At 65.1% G+C, this 18,811-nt stretch carries 20 protein-coding genes; 14 read left to right on the top strand and 6 right to left on the bottom strand.

Features of this window, described 5'->3' with window-relative positions; translation table 11 throughout:
- Positions 1 to 208: 208 nt before the first annotated feature.
- From L284_RS40285 to L284_RS40250, 8 genes are all read left to right on the top strand, one after another.
- A complete protein-coding gene (locus tag L284_RS40285; RefSeq protein WP_021235058.1) occupies positions 209 to 997 on the top strand; it encodes a TlyA family RNA methyltransferase in 789 nt (262 codons plus the stop codon).
- A gap of 117 nt (positions 998 to 1,114) precedes the next feature.
- Positions 1,115 to 1,669, top strand: a complete 555-nt coding sequence (locus tag L284_RS40280) for a TspO/MBR family protein (RefSeq protein WP_021235057.1) — start codon at positions 1,115 to 1,117, stop codon at positions 1,667 to 1,669.
- Between the two features lie 60 nt (positions 1,670 to 1,729).
- Positions 1,730 to 1,978, top strand: coding sequence for an accessory factor UbiK family protein (locus L284_RS40275; RefSeq protein WP_021235056.1), 249 nt, complete (start codon positions 1,730 to 1,732; stop codon positions 1,976 to 1,978).
- A gap of 118 nt (positions 1,979 to 2,096) precedes the next feature.
- A complete protein-coding gene (gene recO / locus L284_RS40270) occupies positions 2,097 to 2,702 on the top strand; it encodes a DNA repair protein RecO (protein WP_021235055.1) in 606 nt (201 codons plus the stop codon).
- 19 nt (positions 2,703 to 2,721) lie between these two features.
- Complete coding sequence (gene leuB, locus L284_RS40265) at positions 2,722 to 3,765, top strand: 3-isopropylmalate dehydrogenase (protein ID WP_031342702.1); 1,044 nt, start codon at positions 2,722 to 2,724, stop codon at positions 3,763 to 3,765.
- A gap of 61 nt (positions 3,766 to 3,826) precedes the next feature.
- Entirely contained in the window at positions 3,827 to 4,999 is a 1,173-nt protein-coding gene (locus L284_RS40260) for a glycosyltransferase (protein WP_021235053.1), read from the top strand.
- A gap of 8 nt (positions 5,000 to 5,007) precedes the next feature.
- Positions 5,008 to 5,634 (top strand): DUF2238 domain-containing protein, encoded by a 627-nt coding sequence (locus L284_RS40255; RefSeq protein WP_021235052.1) that lies wholly within the window; start codon positions 5,008 to 5,010, stop codon positions 5,632 to 5,634.
- A 101-nt stretch (positions 5,635 to 5,735) separates the two neighbouring features.
- Positions 5,736 to 6,083 (top strand): hypothetical protein, encoded by a 348-nt coding sequence (locus L284_RS40250; protein WP_152524705.1) that lies wholly within the window; start codon positions 5,736 to 5,738, stop codon positions 6,081 to 6,083.
- Positions 6,084 to 6,086: 3 nt separating this feature from the next.
- Here the strand turns inward: L284_RS40250 and L284_RS40245 are convergent, their stop codons facing one another.
- Complete coding sequence (locus L284_RS40245) at positions 6,087 to 7,370, bottom strand: phospholipid carrier-dependent glycosyltransferase (RefSeq protein ID WP_021235050.1); 1,284 nt, start codon at positions 7,368 to 7,370, stop codon at positions 6,087 to 6,089.
- Positions 7,371 to 7,503: 133 nt separating this feature from the next.
- Between L284_RS40245 and L284_RS40240 the strand changes: the two genes are divergently transcribed.
- The 3 genes from L284_RS40240 (at position 7,504) to L284_RS40230 (ending at position 10,172) form a co-directional block, all read left to right on the top strand.
- A complete protein-coding gene (locus L284_RS40240; protein ID WP_021235049.1) occupies positions 7,504 to 8,712 on the top strand; it encodes a trans-sulfuration enzyme family protein in 1,209 nt (402 codons plus the stop codon).
- Positions 8,713 to 8,839: 127 nt separating this feature from the next.
- Positions 8,840 to 9,238, top strand: a complete 399-nt coding sequence (gene apaG / locus L284_RS40235; protein WP_031342701.1) for a Co2+/Mg2+ efflux protein ApaG — start codon at positions 8,840 to 8,842, stop codon at positions 9,236 to 9,238.
- A gap of 97 nt (positions 9,239 to 9,335) precedes the next feature.
- Positions 9,336 to 10,172 (top strand): LysR family transcriptional regulator, encoded by an 837-nt coding sequence (locus L284_RS40230; RefSeq protein WP_021235047.1) that lies wholly within the window; start codon positions 9,336 to 9,338, stop codon positions 10,170 to 10,172.
- Positions 10,173 to 10,218: 46 nt separating this feature from the next.
- Here the strand turns inward: L284_RS40230 and L284_RS0124505 are convergent, their stop codons facing one another.
- The gene (locus tag L284_RS0124505; protein WP_031342700.1) at positions 10,219 to 11,088 is read right to left on the bottom strand and encodes a M48 family metalloprotease; all 870 of its coding nucleotides are present in this window, start codon (positions 11,086 to 11,088) and stop codon (positions 10,219 to 10,221) included.
- 197 nt (positions 11,089 to 11,285) lie between these two features.
- Here L284_RS0124505 and L284_RS40225 point away from each other — a divergent pair, with 197 nt between their 5' ends.
- Entirely contained in the window at positions 11,286 to 12,077 is a 792-nt protein-coding gene (locus L284_RS40225; RefSeq protein WP_235054445.1) for an enoyl-CoA hydratase-related protein, read from the top strand.
- 61 nt (positions 12,078 to 12,138) lie between these two features.
- Here the strand turns inward: L284_RS40225 and L284_RS40220 are convergent, their stop codons facing one another.
- Positions 12,139 to 12,393: a hypothetical protein gene (locus tag L284_RS40220; protein ID WP_021235044.1), complete on the bottom strand. Its 255-nt coding sequence runs from the start codon at positions 12,391 to 12,393 to the stop codon at positions 12,139 to 12,141.
- A gap of 260 nt (positions 12,394 to 12,653) precedes the next feature.
- On the opposite strand from L284_RS40220, the gene L284_RS40215 reads away from it, so the two are divergent.
- Positions 12,654 to 13,844, top strand: a complete 1,191-nt coding sequence (locus tag L284_RS40215; RefSeq protein WP_031342696.1) for an acyltransferase family protein — start codon at positions 12,654 to 12,656, stop codon at positions 13,842 to 13,844.
- A gap of 211 nt (positions 13,845 to 14,055) precedes the next feature.
- On the top strand, positions 14,056 to 16,353 hold the full coding sequence (locus tag L284_RS40210) for a TonB-dependent receptor (RefSeq protein WP_021235042.1): 2,298 nt from the start codon (positions 14,056 to 14,058) through the stop codon (positions 16,351 to 16,353).
- Positions 16,354 to 16,488: 135 nt separating this feature from the next.
- On the opposite strand, the gene L284_RS40205 is transcribed toward L284_RS40210, so the two are convergent.
- From L284_RS40205 to L284_RS40195, 3 genes are all read right to left on the bottom strand, one after another.
- Positions 16,489 to 17,271, bottom strand: coding sequence for an alpha/beta fold hydrolase (locus L284_RS40205; RefSeq protein ID WP_021235041.1), 783 nt, complete (start codon positions 17,269 to 17,271; stop codon positions 16,489 to 16,491).
- 90 nt (positions 17,272 to 17,361) lie between these two features.
- Positions 17,362 to 17,856: a flavin reductase family protein gene (locus L284_RS40200; protein WP_040713760.1), complete on the bottom strand. Its 495-nt coding sequence runs from the start codon at positions 17,854 to 17,856 to the stop codon at positions 17,362 to 17,364.
- Between the two features lie 40 nt (positions 17,857 to 17,896).
- Positions 17,897 to 18,790: a LysR family transcriptional regulator gene (locus L284_RS40195; RefSeq protein WP_021235039.1), complete on the bottom strand. Its 894-nt coding sequence runs from the start codon at positions 18,788 to 18,790 to the stop codon at positions 17,897 to 17,899.
- Positions 18,791 to 18,811 lie beyond the last annotated feature (21 nt).

Below are 18,811 nucleotides of genomic sequence, written 5' to 3'. Positions count from 1 at the left end.
GGGGTCAGCACCGGCCGGGGCGCCGGCGCGGGCGGCTTGCTCGCCGGTACGCAGGCGGCAAGCAGCGCAAGGGCCGTCAAGGGAGCGGTTGCCAGCAGCCTGCGGGACAAGGTGCGGGAGAACGAATGGGCGTGGGTGCGCCGGCGCGGATTTGCCTTCATCCCCTTGGTATGGAATGAGGCGCCGCCCATCTCAAGTATGCAAAGCCATGACCGACCCGACCGAACCCCGCCCCGTCGAAAAGAAAACCGGCCCTGCCAAAGCGGCGAAGGCGCGCGTCGATCAGATGCTGGTCGATCGCGGCCTGGCGGAAAGCCGCACCCGCGCGCAGGCGCTGGTCCTGGCAGGGCTGGTCTTTTCGGGCGAGACGAAGATCGCGAAGCCCGGGCAGAGCATCAAGGCCGATGCGGCTTTGGAAGTGCGGGGACGTGATCATCCCTGGGTTTCACGGGGCGGCATCAAGCTGGCCCATGCGATCAGGCACTTCGATCTCGACCCCAGCGGTGCGGTGGCAATGGATATCGGCAGCTCCACCGGCGGTTTTACCGATGTTCTTCTGACTCACGGGGCGCAGCGGGTCTTTGCGGTCGATTCGGGAACCAACCAGCTCGCCTGGAAGCTGCGCCAGGATCCTCGAGTCACAGTGCTCGAGCAGACCAGCGCGCGTATCCTGACCAGTGAGCAGATCGATGCGGACTGCAACTGGGTGGTCTGCGACGCCAGCTTCATCGGCCTGGCCAAAGTCCTTGAAGTCCCCCTCCGCCTCGCTGTCCGTGACTGCCGGCTGGTGGCGCTGATCAAGCCGCAGTTCGAAGTGGGCCGCAACGAAGTCGGGAAAGGCGGTGTCGTCCGCGATCCGGCCTTGCATGAGCGGGTCTGCAACGAAGTGAGGGAATGGCTGGAGCGGGACGGCTGGGTCATTCAGGGCATCATCGAGAGCCCAATCAAGGGGCCCGAGGGCAATGTGGAATTTCTGGTATCGGCGCAGCGTTGCTGATTATTCGCGTTGGTCGATGATTGCGCCGGGAGCAGGCTCGTTACACAACCCGTTCGCCTAACCGGCTTTTCTTGATTCGCGCCGTGATTCGGGCCGAGATCCAGGAGTGATAACGGAATGACCCTGATAGCCTCGTCCGACCAGTTGCGTGCCAGCCTGGTGCGCTGGGCGCTCGTCCTCGTTCCTCTGCTCGTACTGCTGGGCTTTCTTTCTGGCCAGGCAGCGCAGAGCGGGCCGGGCAATCCCTGGTTCGATGCCCTTGTAAAGCCGGGAATCTTCCCGCCGCCCGCCACGTTCGGGATCGTCTGGACCGTGCTCTACGTGCTCATGGGCATCGCGCTGGCGATGATCTGTGCCGCCCGTGGCGCTCGTGGGCGCGGCCCGGCGGTGATCGCCTTCGCGGTGCAATTCGTGCTCAACCTGGCCTGGAGCCCGGTGTTCTTCGGTGCTCACCAGATAACCGGTGGGCTCATCGTGATCGGCATTCTCGATGTCGCGGTCATAGTGACGATCGCGCTGTTCGCGCGTGTTCGCCCTATCGCGGCCTGGCTGCTGGTCCCCTATCTCGTGTGGATATGCTTCGCGACCTATCTGAATTTCGCCTTCCTCCAGGCCAACTCCACGCTGGACGGGGCGGAAGGCCCTCAGGCAGTGGAACGTTTCGAGATTTGAGCCGCTGGAATCTCGCCGAGCCCTCTTGCGCGGCTTCGCGCAACATACCAAATAGGGCCCATGCAAAGCGAAAACCCCTTCGTCGCCGATTTCGTCAAGATGATGAACAGTGCTGCCGGCACGCTCGCCGGCATGGGCCGTGAAGCCCGTGACAGCGCGCGCGAGCGCTTCAAGGAAGTCCTGGGCGACATGGACTACGTCACGCGTGAGGAGTTCGACGCGGTGAAAGAACTCGCCGCAACGGCACGAGGGGAAGTTGAATCGCTCAAGGCGCGGATTGCCGCCCTGGAAGCCAAATCGGACCAATAGGGCCGTTCGCGCCAAGGCAGTATCGAGCATTGGACGCGGGGGACTTTCCTCCGCGTTTCACGTTCTGAAAACGGCATGTTATTGTTCCGCCGTGCCTGAGCGCCGATAACCTGTCGCCATGCAGCTTCGCGCCCCTGCCATCGTCTGCGCCGCTCGCCCTCATGGCGAAACGGCAGTGATCGCCCGGATGCTTACGGCCGAGAGCGGGATCGTCGCCGCCTACGTGGCCGGGGGCAGGGGGCGCGAACTGCGGCCGGTGCTGATTCCGGGCAATGCCGTGGAAGCCGACGTACGGTCGAAAAGCGAGAGTCAGCTTCCTTTTGCGCGGGTAGAGCTTGTCACCAGTCGCGGCTCCTGGCTTACCGAGCCGCTGCCTGCTGCCGCGATTTCCTGGATCACCGCGCTGACCGCGATCGCCCTGCCGGAGCGCCAACCTTTCCCCGCGCTCTACGATGCGCTCCGTGCCCTGCTCGATGCGATCTGCGTTGCGCCTTCCGCGCGCGGCTGGGCCTTGCCGCTGCTGTCCTACGAAGTGCTGCTGCTTCGCGAACTGGGCTACGGCGTGCCGGTGAGCCGCCCCGAGGACGGCGATTGGGGCGCGATGCTCGCCACTTTCGACCGCCTCGGCCGCGAGCTTGCGCGCTACCCGCTTGCCGATCGGCGTGGAGACGCTATGGGGTCGCGCGTCCTGCTGCGTGAGCGGCTGGCACGGATTCATGGCTGAGAAGCAAGCGGAGAACGACATGCGCATCGCGGTTTTTGCAGGAGACGGGATCGGTCCCGAGGTCACCGAGCAGGCGGTGCGGGTGCTCGAGAAGCTCGACCTTCCGGGCCTGGAGCTGGTCGAGGGCGACGTCGGCGGCGCGGCCTACTACAAGCATGGCCATCCGCTTCCCGCCGAAACGCTGGACGTCGCGCGCTCGGCCCAGGCGATCCTGTTCGGCGCTGTGGGCGATTTCTCCTGCGACCACCTGGAACGCCATCTGCGCCCTGAGCAGGCCATCCTGGGCTTGCGCAAGGAACTTGGCCTCTTTGCGAACCTGCGTCCGGCGCAAGTCTTCGCGGGCCTTGAAGACCTGACCACCCTGCGTCCCGAAGTCGCCAGCAAGATCGACCTGCTGATCGTGCGCGAGCTGAACGGCGACGTCTACTTCGGCGAGAAGGGTATGCGCAGGCTGGAAGACGGCCGCCGCCAGGGCTGGGACATGATGTCCTATGCCGAGGACGAAGTGCGCCGCATCGCTCAGGTCGGCTTCAAGGCGGCGATGGGCCGCTCGAAGAAGCTCTGCTCGGTCGACAAGGCCAACGTGCTGGAAACCTCGCAGCTCTGGCGCGATGTGGTGATCGAAGTGGCCAAGGAGTACCCCGAGGTCGAGCTCACCCACATGTACGTCGACAACGCGGCGATGCAGCTGGTGAAGAATCCCGGCCAGTTCGACGTGATCGTCACCGGTAACCTGTTCGGCGACATTCTGTCCGACCAGGCATCCATGTGTGTCGGCTCGATCGGCCTGCTTGCCTCCGCCAGCCTTGCCGAGGGTACTTACGGCCTTTACGAGCCGATCCACGGTTCGGCGCCGGATATCGCCGGCAAGGGGCTCGCCAATCCGATGGCGACGATCCTTTCGGCGGCCATGCTGCTGCGCCATTCGCTGGGCCTGGAGGCCGCTGCGGCGCGCATCGAGGCTGCCGTGGCGAAGACGCTGGCCGACGGGATCAAGGGCGGCGATCTGGGCGGCACTGCCGGCACGCGGGAAATCGGTGACGCGGTGCTCGAACGCCTGTAAGGCGTTCGCGACTTCCGCCGGCGCGAATATGTATTCAGAATTTCCACCTACCACGGGGCGCATGAACATACCTGGTTCGAATATTGCAGGAACGGTCGAAGTTTCAGCCAAGCCGCTGGAGCTGGCGATCGTCCTGCCCACCTATAACGAGCGCAAGAACATCGCGACGATGATCGAGCGTCTCGATGCCGCCCTGAAAGGCGTCGTGTGGGAAGCCGTCTTCGTCGACGACAACAGCCCCGACGGTACTTCCGACGAGGCCCGCCGTTTGTCGCTCGTCGATCCGCGCGTGCGCTGCATCCAGCGCATAGGGCGGCGCGGGCTGGCCAGCGCCGCAATCGAGGGCATGTGCTCCACCGCGGCGCCCGTCGTGGCGGTGATGGATGCGGACCACCAGCATGACCCGGCGCTGCTGCCGGGCATGCTCAAGGCCGTGACCTCGGGCGAATACGACCTGGCTTATGCCTCGCGTTTCGCTGAGGGGGCCAGCACCGAGGCATGGGGACGCCCCGATCGCGTCAAGGCTTCGGGCTTTGCCAACAAGATCGCCAACAAGGTTACCGGCGTCGATCTCACCGATCCGATGAGCGGCTTCTTCATGTTGGAGACCAAAACTCTGCGCGCCGACGCGCATCGGCTTTCGGGTGTAGGCTTTAAAATCCTGCTCGACATTCTCGCGACGGTCGATACCCCGTTGCGGGTCAAGGAGTTTCCCCTGAACTTCGCCGCGCGCGCCGAAGGCGAAAGCAAGCTCGATAGGACGGTCGTGTTCGAATTCCTCGTTGGTCTTTACGACAAGTGGCTCGGCCGCTTCATCCCCACCCGCTTTGCGCTGTTCGGTACGGTCGGTGGCTTGGGTGCGATCCTGCACATGACGGTTCTCGCACTGGTATTGCGCCTGTTCGGCGCGGAGTTCGCGATCAGCCACTATCCGAAGGAGGTCGCTTTCATCACCGGTCAGACGATCGCATCGATCGTGGCAATGACGTTCAACTTCATACTTAACAATGAACTGACTTACGCGGACAAGCGTCTGCGCGGCTTCGGGCCGCTGATGCGCGGCTGGGCGCAGTTCGCTCTGACTTGCGCCTTTGGTATGATCGCAAACATCGGTGCATCGACTGCGCTGGTCCGGATCGGCTTCCACGACTATGCCGCTGCCTTCATCGGCATTGTTTTGGCCTCTGTCTGGAATTTTGCGCTTTCGAACAAGTTCGTCTGGGGCAAGTACTGAGCGCCCCGATGATGCGGTACGGCGTGCCGCGCGGACAGATCCTTTGGCTCGTGCTGACGGGCATGGCGGCGTTGTTCAGCTTGCTGGACACGCCGTTTCCGCGTCTGGCGCCGATGCAGAATCTGCCGACCCTGGCGATCCTTGCCGGTATCGGCTTCTCGCTGCGGCGCTGGCCCATGCCGACGAGCGCCGTGGCCTGCGTCTGCCTGTTCCTCCTGTTCCATACGATCGGCGGGCGCTACATCTACTCCTTCGTTCCCTACGAGGACTGGGCGCGCGGGCTCGGCCTGCCTTCGCCTGCCGCGACGCTCGGGCTGGAGCGCAATTCCTGGGATCGGCTGGTTCATTTCGCCTTCGGCGCGCTCTGGATCCATCCGATCTCGTGCTGGCTGGCGCGGCACAAGGGGTTGTCGACCTCGTTGGCGGGATACATCGCGGTGGAATCGGTGCTGGCAGGAAGCGCGCTTTACGAGATCTTCGAATGGATGCTCACCGTGTTCATGGCGGCACCGGACGCCCTGGCCTACAATGGACAGCAGGGCGATCCCTGGGATCCGCAGAAGGACATGGCGATGGCGGCATCGGGGGCAGTGCTCGCAGTTATTTTCCTGCGCGCCAGAGGGCGCTTCTCGTGAAAATACCTCCAACGGCGCCGGTAAGGCGTTCGCCGGAATCCCTTTGTCGAGTAAAGTGCGATCGTGTCTCTGCCTGAAACCGACCGGGGGTAGGGCGAACCATGATACTGCGCGTTTCCATAAAGGTCCGCGATCCAAGTCATGTCGCGGCCGTGCTTGCCGAAATCGTCGGCCGCCCGGCGGCCCAGGCCGTTGAGGGCTGGCTTATCGCCTCGGCAGACGGGCCCGATCTCGAAATTCTGGAGAGGCCGGCAGGGCTATCCCCGGCGGCGGACTGCGGTATCTCCCTCGCCACGTCGCTGACCGTCGCCGAGGTATTCGCATTGGCGGGCCGGGAGGGATGGCCGGCCCGCTATCGGCGGCCGCAGGGCACCTCAGGCGTTATCGACCTGCTTCTGGAACGAGATACGCGGCTGGAAGTGCTGACCCCCGAAATGCAGTCCGTCTGAGCTTCAGCGCCAGTTCGGGAACCACATCCAGAGGTTATAGAACTCCTTCGTCGGCAGCGGCGCGCCCGAGATGATCGGGTAGAACACCACGAACAGACCAACCGACGCGAGTAGCGTGCCGGTGCCGAGATGGCGCCAGCGGTCTCGCCGCGCCCACAGCGCATCCACCGCGAAGGCCAGGACGGCCATGAGGAAAGCGCCCGGCAGGAGGTAGTGGTAATAAAACTGGATCGGCTTGCCGTTGACGATCCAGATGCCCAGCGTGCTGGCATAGAGCAGCAGGAGTGTCAGGACATCGCGCCGCCCTTGGAAGATCGCAGTCCAGATACCCCAGGCCAGCGCGAAGAGGCCGGCGATCATCGAGAAGGGATTGCCCAGCATGACGATGCCGTGCTGACGGCCTTTGATGTTCTCGAACTGGTACCAGATCGGCCGCCAGTCGACCATCCACTGATACCAGACGCTGCGATAGGGATGCGGCTTCTTCACGCTGTCCTGAAGCGCGATCATGTGCCGGTGCTGCTCGATGAAGCCCCAGGGCGAGGTCGGCCGCACGGTGTAGAACATGGCCGGCGCGTAAGTCGCCCAATAGACCAGGATCGGCAGCAGCCCCAGCCAGAACGCGGCCTCCACCAGCGAGACGCCCGTAATCGGGCCGGCGCCTCGGCAGCCGATGACCTTCCACCCCGTCTCCCGGATACGCAGCGCAAGGAACCACAGGCCGGGTATCATGAGCGCGGGGGCGCTGCTCCATTTCGCGCCGAGCGACAGCCCCAGGGCGATGCCGGAAGCCGCCAGATGCAGGCGGGCCGGTCCTCTCGTCCGGGCACGCAGGGCCGCCGCGAACTGCCAGAGGCCGACCATGCAGAGCGAGGCCTCGATCATGTCCAGCATCGAGATTCGGCTCTGGACGAACCACATGAAGTTCGTGGCCAGCAACACGGTCGCCGTGATCGTCGCGCGGCGGCGAGCGGAAAGGTGCCAGATGAACCGCGCGAACGCGAATAGTCCGACTGTGCCGAACAGCAGTGGGCCGATGCGCCAGGCCAGCGGCCGGTCGCCCATGAGCGCGATGAAGCCGGCGATGACTTCCTTGCCGAACATCGGGTGCTCGCGATTTGCCGGGATCAGGTCCAGGAGCTTCAGCGCGGCCGGAACGTAGTGGACCTCGTCGAAGTAGTAGCGCCCCGGCTCCGCGATTCGGAACAGGGCGAGGGCCAGGAACAGGCCCGCCAGGATCAGGCTCCAGCCGATCGGATCTCGGTCATTGCGCGAAGCGTTCGGCATTGGCCCGGCGGAATAAGGGGGAAGTCGAAGGACTGCAAGACTGCCGGAAACTTGCTCCACCGAAGCTGTCCGGGATGGGAAGGTTGCACTGGTGCCTTGCACTGGCGCCTCGGCGATCCTAGAGGCTTGGCTCATGAAACGCACCACTGGACAGGACCGCTCGAAGACCCGCAACTGGCGCCCGGCCACCCGCGCGATCCGCGGCGGAACCTGGCGCTCGGAAATGGGAGAAACCAGCGAAGCGCTGTTCCTGACCTCCGGCTACAGCTATGACGATGCCGCCACCGTGACCGCCCGCTTCATGGGCGAGGACGACGGCATGACCTATTCGCGCCTCCAGAACCCGACCGTGCAGATGCTGGAAGAACGCATCGCCCTGCTCGAAGGTGCGGAAGCCTGCCGCACCCAGGCGTCGGGCATGGCGGCCATGACCACGGCGCTGCTCTGCCAGCTTTCGGCGGGCGACCACATGGTTTCGGCCCGCGCCGCATTCGGTTCCTGTCGTTGGCTGGGCGACAGCCTGCTGCCACGCTTCGGCATCGAGGTGACGGTGGTCGACGCCACCGACACTGCAGCCTGGGAAGCGGCAATTCGTCCCAATACCAAGGTGTTCTTCTTCGAATCGCCGGCCAATCCGACCATGGATATCGCCGATATCGAAGGTATCTGCGCCATCGCCAAGGCGCATGGCATCACCACCGTCGTCGACAACGCCTTCTGCTCGCCGGTGCTGCAACGGCCGATGGAGTTCGGGGTGGACGTCGTCGCCTATTCCGCAACCAAGCTGATGGACGGGCAGGGCCGCGTGCTCGCCGGTGCCGTGTGCGGAACCGAGGAATTCATCAACGACAAGCTCCTGCCGTTCCAGCGCAACACCGGGCCGAACCTCTCGCCGTTCAATGCCTGGGTCGTGCTCAAGGGCCTGGAGACGCTTGACCTGCGGGCCAGGAAGCAGAGCGAGAACGCGCTCAAGGTCGGACAGTTCGTGGCTGGGCGGGTGCCGAAGATCCTGCACCCCTGGCTCGACAGCCACCCGCAGCAGGCGCTTGCGCAGAAGCAGATGGATGCCTGCGGGCCGATCTTCAGTTTCGAGCTGGATGGCGGCCGTGCACAGGCCCATGCCTTGCTCGATGCGCTGGAACTGATCGACATCTCCAACAACATCGGCGATTCGCGCTCGCTGATGTGCCATCCGGCCTCGACCACACACCACGGCGTCGGTCCGGAAGGACGCGAGGCCATGGGCGTCACGGAAGGTATGCTGCGCATCAATGTCGGCCTGGAAGATGCCGACGATCTGATCGAGGATCTCGACCAGGCATTGACAAAGGCGGGCCTCTAAATCGGGCCATAGACCGGACGGAAAGCGGCCGGGCAAGGCGCCCGCCCGCTTTCGGGACGGATCGCGCGCGATCGACGCTGCTGCGTGGTTGTCGTCGCGCGAAATCATCGTTAGGCTGGCCGGCGTTATGAAGGAGTTCTTCCAGCATACCGCTTTGACAGACGGCATAACCGTCAGGGTCGCCGTCAATTTCCTGCCCGAGCAATCACGCATCGAGGCGGGCAAGTGGTTCTGGGTCTATCACATCCGCATCGAGAACGATTCGGCTGAAACCCTCCAACTCCTGACACGTCACTGGCGCATCACCGACGGCAACGGCGACGTCAGCATGGTCGACGGCGAAGGCGTGGTGGGCGAACAGCCGGTCATCATGCCCGGCGGCAGTCACGACTACGTGTCCGGTTGCCCTCTGCCCACGCCCCAGGGATCGATGGAAGGCCACTACAGCTTCGTCCGCGGCGATGGCGGAGAGGTCGAAGCGCGCATTCCCTTCTTTCCCCTCGCGGCGCCCGCAACCGCGCGTTGACCGGGCTGCCGATTACGACGCGGAGCCGCTGCCTTGGTCGCGGCCGATCCTCCAGTTCGGCATTGCCCGTGCGAAAGTCAGCGCATAGGGAACATCCATGAAGCGCACGCACCTGCCCCTTAACGCCCTGCGCGTCTTCGACGCAGCGGCGCGCCATCTCTCCTTCACCCGCGCCGCGGACGAACTGGCGGTGACGCCGGCCGCGGTCGGCCAACAGATAAGGGCGCTCGAAGATCTGCTCGGCGTGGTCCTGTTCCGCCGCACCAGCAAGGGCCTGGAACTTACCGACGAGGCCGGCGCGGGCCTTGCTGCCTTGCGCACCGGGTTCCTCCATTTCGAGGATGCCGTGCAGGCCATGCAGGCCGGGCAGTCCAGCCATGTCTACACGATCGCCGCGCCGCGCGAGTTCTTCGCCGCCTGGCTGGCTCCGCGTCTGGCGGCGTTCCGGGCAGACAATCCCCAGGTCCGCTACATCATCGTCGACGGTGAATTGACCGACTTCACCGAGGCCAACCTGGACCTCGCGGTACGCTGGACCGACGGTCCCGGCGAATTGGAAGGCGCGCCGCTCGGCGCGGCCGAATGGGTGGAAGTGGGGTCGGGCGACTGGATCGGTTGGCCCGGCGACCCCGCGCCCGGTGCCGAGAACGAGGACAGGATCGATGACGAGGAGGTTAAACCTGCGATCGCCGTCAGCGATGCCGGGCAGGCGATCGCTGCGGCGCGATCCGGCCTTGGCCGTGCACGGGTGCCCGGCCTGCTGGCGCAGGGCTTGATCGGTGAGAGCGAACGGGGCGTGATCCAGGCGACGACGCCCTGCCGCCGGGGCTACTGGCTGGTCGCGCCCCTGCCACAGTGGCGGCAGAAGAAGGTCAAGGCGCTGGTCGGCGCACTGACCCAGCAAGCGCTGGTTGCAGAGGCCGAAGCAGGCTGACCGTCCGGCGGAACGCGTCCGCAACCGCGCTTTTTCAGTGATGCACCTAGCGCCGCGTGGGATCCAGAGCGGAACCAGCGCGGCGCAGGGACGGAGTCTCCATCGCCATGAGCGCGGCGATACGCTTTTCGGTCGCCGGATGGGTCGAAAACAGGTCGGACACTCCGGTCGGCACGATGTAGAGCTGCGCCGCCGCCGGGTTGCGCTGTGAGGCCAGGCTGGGCACCGCCTGGGCCGGGCCGGCGATCTTGGACAGGGCAGAGGCGAGCGCGCGCGGATTGCCGCTGATCTCGGCCGCGGCACGGTCGGCGCCGAATTCCCGGGTGCGGCTGATCGCCATCTGGACGATCATGGCCGCGAACGGCGCCATGAACACTGCGGCCAGCGCCGCCATCGGATTGGGCCGGTCCTCTCCGCTGCCATGGCCGAAGAACAGGCCGAAATTTGCAATCATCGAGATGGCGCCCGCGATCGTCGCCACCATGGTCATGATCAGCGTGTCGCGGTTCTTCACATGGCCGAGTTCGTGCGCCATGACGGCGGCCACTTCCTCGCGGTCGAGCCTGTCGAGCAGGCCCGTGGTGGCGGCCACGGCGGCATGCTGCGGATTGCGACCGGTGGCGAAAGCGTTGGGATTGGCGCTTTCCACCAGATAGACGCGCGGCATCGGAAGCTGCGCGCGCCGGGCTAGATCGGCGACCAGGTTGTAGAACTCGGGCGCCGTGCGCTCGTCCACTTCGCGCGCATCGTGCATCTTCAGAACGATGCTGTCGGCGTTCCAGAAAGTGAACAGGTTCATCCCCGCCGCCACCACGAGTGCGATCACCGCGCCGCCGCTGCCGCCGAAGATATAGCCCAGCCCCATGAACAGCGCGGTGAGCGCCGCCAGCAGCATGGCCGTCTTGAAACCGTTCACGTCCTTGAACTCCTTGGATGGTCGAGCGTGGAATCTGGGTATCACGCGCCGCCTTTCAATATCCGGAACGAGGATCCCGCCGGTCATCTGCCCGGTAGCGCGGACCGGATCGACAGGACCGTTGCCGCAGCCAAGGAAATCGTGAATGGCTGCCTGGCGAAGATGCTGGTCCGAGCCGGCACGAACAGGACGGAGCGATGCCGAAAATGCCATATGACAAAGTGCTCTACAGCCTTGAAAACGGGGTTGCGCGGATTTCGATGAACGATCCCGCCACGCGAAACGCGGGATCGGCGCAAATGGGCGAGGAACTGTTCGATGCCCTATCCCGCGCCGCTTCCGAAGCGCGCGCGGTGCTGCTGACCGGGGAGGGCAAGGCGTTCTGCTCGGGCGCAAACCTGGGCGATGCGCGGGGCATGCTGGACGATCCGCGCCGGGACGTGGGCACGCTGCTGGACCGGCACTTCAACCCCGTGATCATCGCCATGCGCGACATGGAGCAGCCGTTGGTCACCGCCGTGCGCGGCGCGGCGGCCGGTGTCGGGGCGGGGCTGGCGATGGCAGGGGACCTCATCGTCTGCGGCGAAAGCGGCTTCTTCCTCCAGGCGTTCCGCCATGTCGGTCTCGTGCCGGACGGCGGCTCCTCGTGGCTGCTTACGCGGGCGATCGGTCGGGTGAGGGCGATGGAGATGATGCTGCTGGGAGAGCGGCTCCCAGCCGCGAAAGCCTTGGAATGGGGCCTCGTCAACCGGGTTGTCGCAGACGAAGCGGTGGAGACTGTCGCCATGGCGCTCGCGTGCGAACTGGCACAAGGCCCCTGGTCGCTGCGGCGGATCAAGCAGGTGGCCTGGGCCGCTGCCGACTGCACTCTGGAACAGGCGCTCACCCAGGAACGCCTTGGTCAAAGAGACGCGTCGCGAACCGAGGATTTCGTGGAGGGCGTCACGGCCTTTTCCGAGAAGCGGAGCCCCGTGTTCAAAGGCCGATAAAGCGTCGATCCAGGCAGGGTCAGTTTGAACGGCGGCCGGCAAACTTCTGGAAAGGCGCGCCTTACGCGTAGAGGGGATCGCTCAGCCCGTTCATCCAGGCGGGGCATTCGTTGTCCGCCTCTCCCCGGAACGAGGCGCTGTGGAACGACATGAAGTCGAACGCGGCGTCGCGGGCGGTCATGGCGGCGGGAATGCGATAGCTTGCCGCCACGGCATCGCCACAAGTCGCGGTCCAGCCGGCGATGTCCCGCTCGCGCTGGATCCAGAGCTGGACCAGCCAGAGGAAATCGTGTCGCTTGTCCTGCATCGTCGGCATCTCGAATCCTTCAACCGTGGGAAGGACTTACTCGCATGCCGCGGTCCTCCTCGCAATCTTGGGCGGGGCGACGGGATCGACGCGCATCGCTCGCCAAGGGCATGATCGCCAAAGGAGGCGGCGATAGTCCACGCTCCGCTCCGTCGCTTGCGCAGGCCGCTGCGACGACCTGATACAACCCTGTCGTTGCAGAAATGCCGCAAAATCCCTAAGTGAGCCCCGCTCTCTCGCCGCGCCGAGACTTACCCCACCGGAGAACGATGAAGCCTGCCCCGTCGCAACGCCACTATGGAATGGATTGGCTGCGGGTCGGCGCGTTCGTTCTGTTGATCTTCTACCATGTCGGCTTTTCGTTCACGCCGTGGGGCTACCAGACGCCCACGCGCGGCGTCGTCGCCTGGGCGGAGATACCGCTGCTGGGCCTGAGCGCCTGGCGGCTGGCGCTGCTTTTCGCGATCTCGGGCTATGCCAGCGCCGCCTTGCTCAGGAAGGACGCGGACAGTCGGGCTTTTCTGAAAAGCCGGATCCTGCGCCTAGGAATTCCTCTGCTTTTCGGCCTGACCGTGGTGGTGCCGCCGCAGCCTTACATGGGCCTGGTGAACAGCGGGTACGACCATGGCTATGGCTACTTCCTGCTTCACGACGCCTTCAAATTCCACAAGGTCGGATACGAGGTCCTGCCGGCCACGATGCACATGTGGTTCGTGATCTATCTCCTGGTCTACACGCTGGTGCTCTGTGCGGGCCTGATGCTGCTGCCCGAGGCATGGCGAGCGGCGCTGCGGCAGGGGGCTGAGCGCATCCTGTCCGGCCCGGCGCTGCTGCCCGTGGGCATAGCCTCGATCTTCCTGATGCGAATGCTTCCATATGGCTGGACCGACATTCACCACTTGCTGCAGGATCGCGGCGCCCATCTGCACTATTTCGGCATGTTCCTGTTCGGCTTTCTCCTGCGCGGGTCGCAGCCGATGCAGGCCGCCATCGCGCGCCAGTGGAAGCTGGCACTGGCGCTCGCTATCCTTGGCTATGCCTGGGTGATCGGCGATACGCTGCTCTATCCCGGCAATATCCCCACGCCGGCGGCTTGGCAGCAGCCGCTGTCGCTCGCCAAATCCCTGCAGTGCTGGGGCGCGGTGCTCGCCTTGTTCGGTATCGCTGATCGTTTCTGGAACTTCGACAGCCGCTGGCGTCCGATTTTGGTCGAGGCCGTGTTCCCGATCTACATCGCGCACCAGACGGTCATGGTCTTCGTGAGCTATGGCATCCGCGACATGGGACTGGGAGCTCTGGCGGAGTTCCTGACGCTCTGCGCGGCGGTGGCGGGTGGATCCTGGCTGTTCTACCTGATCGGCCGAGAAATCGGTCCGCTACGGCCTTTGATCGGCCTCAAGCGCCAGCGCCATCGCAAGCCGGTCGAAGACAAGAAGCCGGCGCTCGCCTCCCTCGGCTGATCTGAAGCGCTTCCAGCAGTCGCGCCCGCCAGCAGCAGAACTGCCCCACGGCTGCGAGCGCCAACTCTGCTTGAGCGCCTCAGGCGTTGCCCAAATGTCGCAAGTTTTTGAAATGCGGCCGATCTCCCCCCGATGGTAAAGCTGCGTAACAAAACCGTCACGCCGCCGAAGTACCCGCGCTGCCGGTTTACTTGCCAACAGGGAATGCGACGTGTCCAAGAAAGTCATCGCCAAAAAGGTTCTGCATCTGACCTGCGGCCTGAGTGCTCTTTGTATCTCGACTCAGGCTTTCGCGCAGGACGCGGCCGCCTCCGCAGAGGGGCTTGGCGACATCGTCGTCACGGCGGAGCGGCGTACCGAGAACCTCCAGCAGGTGCCGATCTCGGTCGGCGTCGTCGGCGGTGACCAGCTTCGCAGCTTCCAGGCGGCGGGGGACGACATTCTCTCGCTTTCCGGCCGTGTGCCCGGCCTCTACGCCGAGACGACCACCGGCCGCATCTTCCCGCGCTTCTACATTCGCGGCCTGGGCAACATCGACTTCTATCTCGGCGCATCGCAGCCGGTGTCGATCATCCAGGACGATGTCGTGCTAGAGCATGTCGTCCTGAAGTCCAATCCGGTCTACGACCTCGAGCAGGTGGAAGTGCTGCGCGGTCCGCAGGGCTCGCTGTTCGGCCGCAACACCACGGCCGGCATCATCAAGATCGACACGATCAAGCCTAGCACCGACCGCTGGACCGGCCGCGCCAATGCCAGCTACGGTTCTTACAACTCGGTCAACGTGGATGCCGGCGTCGGCGGTCCGATCATCCAGGACGTGCTCGCGGTGCGCGTCTCGGGCCTCTACCAGCGCCGTGACGACTGGATCGACAATACCTACAGCGGCCCCAGCGCCGACGGCACCGTCTCGCCCAAGAAGGACGCCATGGGCGGCTTCGAGGAACGCGACGCCCGCATCCAGCTCCTGCTGGCGCCGACCGGCACGGGCTTCTCGATGCTGACGAGCTTCCACGCCCGCAAGTATTCGGGCACGTCCACGATCTTCCATCGCGGCGCTTTCACCAAGGGCTCGAACGACGTCAGCGACGAGCCGCGTAGCAGGATCGCGCTCGACGAAGCGCACAACAACCCGCAGGCCTACGATACCTACGGCGCATCCAGCCGCATCGCGATGGACTTCGGCCCGGTCACGCTCACTTCGATCAGCGCCTGGGAGACGACGTCCGGCTATAGCCGCGGTGACACCGATGGCGGCGCCGGAGCGGACTATCCGGTGAACGGCGTGGCGAACGGCTTCGGCCAGTCGCAGGGCAACGTGCGAGACCTCGACCAGCTGAGCCAGGAACTGCGCCTGTCGAGCAATGGCGACACCCGCTTCAAATGGCAGGTGGGCGGCATGTGGTTCAACCAGCGTGACATCACCGAATTCTACCAGCGCGCCTACTTCCTGACGCCGCCGGCCAACAACCCCAACAACTGGGTGCGCCTGCGCAACGAGAACACGAGCTGGGCGCTGTTCGGCCAGGCCAGCTACGAACTGGCCGAGGGCCTGACGATCACGGCCGGCGGCCGCTATACCAAGGACACCAAGAAGACCCGCCTGCTCAAGACTGCCGACACGGCAGCCGGCGCGGTGACTTACCGTGGTCGCCGCTATGTGCGCCTTTCGGGCGAAGAGCCGAGCTGGGACGTCAGCGTCAACTACGAGGTGAACCCCAGCGTCAACGTCTACGCCCGCGTTGCGCGCGGTTTCCGTGGGCCGACGATCCAGGGCCGTTCGGCGGTGTTCAACTCGGACTTCACCACGGCGGATTCGGAAACGATCCTCTCGGGTGAAGCGGGCATCAAGACCCAGCTGTTCGACAACCGCGTCCGCTTCAACCTGTCGGGCTTCGCCTACCGGGTGAAGGACATTCAGCTCAACGGCAACGACAGCGACGGCAACGGCGTCCTGTTCAATGCCGACAAGGCCGAAGCCTACGGCATGGAAGCGGAGCTGGAAGCCCGCCCGATCCCGAACCTCACGCTGACGGCAGGGCTCAGCCTGCTGCATACCGAGATCAAGGACAAGAACGTCTATGCCCAGGTCTGCGCGCTCAACGGCGCGGTGGTCTGCACCGTCCAGGACCCGACGATCACCAACGCGCGGGGCGTCTTCGCGCAGATCGACGGAAATCCGCTGCCCAATGCGCCGAAATACACCGCCAATCTCACCGCGCGCTACGACGTGCCGCTGGGCAACGGCGGTTCGGTCTTCGCCGCGACCGACTGGATGTGGCAGGGCTACACCAACTTCGTGCTCTACAAGACGCGGGAGTTCTATTCGAAGAACGACTTCGAGGGCGGCCTGAAGGTGGGCTACTCGGCGCCGGACGGACGGTACGAAATCGCCGCCTTCGCACGCAACATCACCAATGAGAAGAACCTCAAGGGTGTGATCGAGAACTACATGGCGGCCGTGTTCAACGAACCGCGCGTGATCGGAGCCTCGTTCTCCGGCAAGTTCTGATCCTGTCGATCCGTTGAGAGGGGCGATGCAGTCTTACAGGCTGCGTCGCCCTTTTCTTGTTACTGCATCGAACAGGGCAGGGAGCAGGGAACACGCTGCATCTGCGGCATAGCCGATGCGGCCCGGGATGAGGGCCTATCGAAGGAAGACGGCCATTTCGCGGGCGAGCCGCTCCGGCACTTCGAGATTGAGCAGATGCCCCGCGCCTTCGAAATCCACGCGCCGCACTGTGTTCCCGGCCGTCCCGATGAGGTCCGCCATCAGCCGGAAGTCGTCGGTGTCGCGGCTGCCGGTCGCGAGCAAAGTGGGGATCGCCAGATCGGTAAGCCGATCGACTTCCGGCCGTTCCGGGCGCTGGTCGTCCTGCACCCATTGATGCCCGTGGAAGGCGTCGATCCCGGCGCGCAGGCGCGCCGCTTCCGGTCCTCCCCGCGTGGTTTCGAACAGCGGGTGCTCCCACCAGAGTTGGCGCGCCAGAGGCATGTTTCCGCTCCGCGCCGCGCGGCCGATCATCTTCCACCGCGTGATCCATTCCGTGCTCCACGACCAGCCGACCATGAGCGGGCTGACCAGCACCATTCGCCTGACGCGTGCCGGATGGTTGAGCGCGAAGTTCAGCACCGTGCCGCCGCCGAGCGACAGGCCGCACAAGTCGGCATCGGCCAGGCCGAGCGTGCCCAACAGGGCCAGCAGATCTTCCGAATGCGCGAACGGTTGCCCGGGTTCGGCGGTGGATGCGCCGAAGCCGCGCAGGTCGAACGCGACCAGCGACATGTCGCCGGGCAGGGCGGCGATGACCGGCTCCCAATCGAGCCGCGACCCGGCGAAGCCGTGGACCAGCACCAGCGGCGTCCCAGTGCCCTCGCGCCGCCAACCGGCGATCCTGGCCTGGCCGATCTCGATGGTGAATTCCTGCATCAGGCCGCTAGCGCTCCCGCGCGCAAGAAGGGCGTGGAAATCCGCGTGCACGGCCCGAAGCGCTCATGGCTTGCCGGGCGGGGAACCGGATTACATCCGCTCGGCGAAACCACCGTAGCGTCCCTTGTGGAACAGCATGGGATCGTCCTCGCGAACGGTTTCCATGCGCAGGACTTCCCCCAGCACGAACCAGTGGTCGCCCGCCTCGGTCACCGAATAGAGGCGGCATTCGATGGCGGCGATCGAATCCCGGATGATCGGCAGGTTGTGATCGGAAACGACGTAGTCGACGCCGACGAACTTCTGGTCGCCCTTGGCGGTCACGGCCCGGCAGACGTCGGTCTGGTCGCTGGCCATGACGTTGACGCAGAAGTGCCCGGCCTTCTCGATCTGCGGCCAGGACGTGCTCTTGCGGTCGGGGAAGAAGCCCACGAGCGGCGGGTCGAGCGAGACCGAGGTGAACGAGCCGACCACCATGCCGGCCGGCCTGTCGTCATCGTCGAGCGCCGTGATCACGCAGACGCCGGTCGGGTAGCTGCCCAGCACCTTGCGGAATTCTGCCGGATCGATGGTCGTTGTGGTCACTGGTTCATTCATCCTGTCGATGGAGGCCGCCGCGGTGCGCTCAGGGCTTGAGTATTCCCTCCATGCACGCGGCGGTTTCGTCAAGCCACTGACGAAAGGCGGTCACCCGCGGGAGTTTGCGAATGTCCTGATGGGTGACGAACCAGAAGCTGCGCACGATCCGCCTTTCGGGCAGCACCGCGACAAGGCGCGGGTCGGCATCGGCCATGAAGCAGGGCAATACGCCGAGCCCGCCGCCGCTGGCTATGAGCCCGTGCTGCGCGGTGATGCTGGGAGACCGGATCGCCGCTTTCAGGCCAGGCTGGATCTCGTCCAGATAGCGCAGTTCCGGCGCATAGATGAGGTCGGGGATATATCCGACCAGCCCGTGGCCTTCCAACAGGTCGGCAGGGCGTGCCGGCGTGCCGTGGGCTTGAAGGTAATCGCGCGTGCCGTAGAGCCGCAGGCTGTAGTCGGAGAGCTTGTGTGCCACCAGCGGCCCGGTGCGCGGGCGGGAGAGCATGATCGCCACGTCCGCTTCACGCCGCGTCGGGCTCAGGAAACCGCTGCTGGCGACGAGGTCGATGGCGAGACGTGGGTGGGCGGCCTGGAAGCGCGGGAGGTGGCGAGCGAGGAACCAGCAGCCGAACCCTTCCGAAGTGCTGATCCGCAAAGTGCCGTAGAGCCCGTCGTTCCCGTCGGCGTGCTCGGTGATGCGCCCGGCGGCGCTTGCCATGGCTTCCACCGAGGAGAGCAGCGATTCGCCCGCTTCCGTCAATTCCTGTCCGCTGCGGGTCTGCTCGAACAGCGCGGTTCCCAGGGAGGCCTCAAGGCGGCGCAACCGGCGTCCGACGGTCGTCGGATCGACTCCAAGCACGCGCGCGGCCCCGGCAAGCTGTCCCGCGCGGGCGATCGCGAGGAAGGCCTGGTAGTCGCTCCAGTCGATCGATGGCATCGTCACGGTGAGGTGAAGTCC

The sequence above is a fragment of the Novosphingobium lindaniclasticum LE124 genome (genome assembly GCF_000445125.1).
Lineage (GTDB): Bacteria > Pseudomonadota > Alphaproteobacteria > Sphingomonadales > Sphingomonadaceae > Novosphingobium > Novosphingobium lindaniclasticum.
Note: the sequence above shows the minus strand (reverse complement) of the source record. Positions and strands in the feature narration are given on the sequence as shown.

Bases quoted from the DNA above. Each gene is read 5' to 3' on its own strand.
- leuB (WP_031342702.1), top strand. From the start codon at position 2,722: ATGCGCATCGCGGTTTTTGCAGGAGACGGGATCGGTCCCGAGGTCACC.
- L284_RS40245 (WP_021235050.1), bottom strand. From the start codon at position 7,370: ATGCCGAACGCTTCGCGCAATGACCGAGATCCGATCGGCTGGAGCCTG.
- L284_RS40220 (WP_021235044.1), bottom strand. From the start codon at position 12,393: ATGCCGACGATGCAGGACAAGCGACACGATTTCCTCTGGCTGGTCCAG.
- apaG (WP_031342701.1), top strand. From the start codon at position 8,840: ATGAAGGAGTTCTTCCAGCATACCGCTTTGACAGACGGCATAACCGTC.
- L284_RS40285 (WP_021235058.1), top strand. From the start codon at position 209: ATGACCGACCCGACCGAACCCCGCCCCGTCGAAAAGAAAACCGGCCCT.
- L284_RS40225 (WP_235054445.1), top strand. From the start codon at position 11,286: ATGCCGAAAATGCCATATGACAAAGTGCTCTACAGCCTTGAAAACGGG.
- L284_RS40275 (WP_021235056.1), top strand. From the start codon at position 1,730: ATGCAAAGCGAAAACCCCTTCGTCGCCGATTTCGTCAAGATGATGAAC.
- L284_RS40250 (WP_152524705.1), top strand. From the start codon at position 5,736: ATGATACTGCGCGTTTCCATAAAGGTCCGCGATCCAAGTCATGTCGCG.
- recO (WP_021235055.1), top strand. From the start codon at position 2,097: ATGCAGCTTCGCGCCCCTGCCATCGTCTGCGCCGCTCGCCCTCATGGC.
- L284_RS40195 (WP_021235039.1), bottom strand. From the start codon at position 18,790: ATGCCATCGATCGACTGGAGCGACTACCAGGCCTTCCTCGCGATCGCC.
- L284_RS40255 (WP_021235052.1), top strand. From the start codon at position 5,008: ATGATGCGGTACGGCGTGCCGCGCGGACAGATCCTTTGGCTCGTGCTG.
- L284_RS40260 (WP_021235053.1), top strand. From the start codon at position 3,827: ATGAACATACCTGGTTCGAATATTGCAGGAACGGTCGAAGTTTCAGCC.
- L284_RS40240 (WP_021235049.1), top strand. From the start codon at position 7,504: ATGAAACGCACCACTGGACAGGACCGCTCGAAGACCCGCAACTGGCGC.
- L284_RS40205 (WP_021235041.1), bottom strand. From the start codon at position 17,271: ATGCAGGAATTCACCATCGAGATCGGCCAGGCCAGGATCGCCGGTTGG.
- L284_RS40215 (WP_031342696.1), top strand. From the start codon at position 12,654: ATGAAGCCTGCCCCGTCGCAACGCCACTATGGAATGGATTGGCTGCGG.
- L284_RS40230 (WP_021235047.1), top strand. From the start codon at position 9,336: ATGAAGCGCACGCACCTGCCCCTTAACGCCCTGCGCGTCTTCGACGCA.
- L284_RS40280 (WP_021235057.1), top strand. From the start codon at position 1,115: ATGACCCTGATAGCCTCGTCCGACCAGTTGCGTGCCAGCCTGGTGCGC.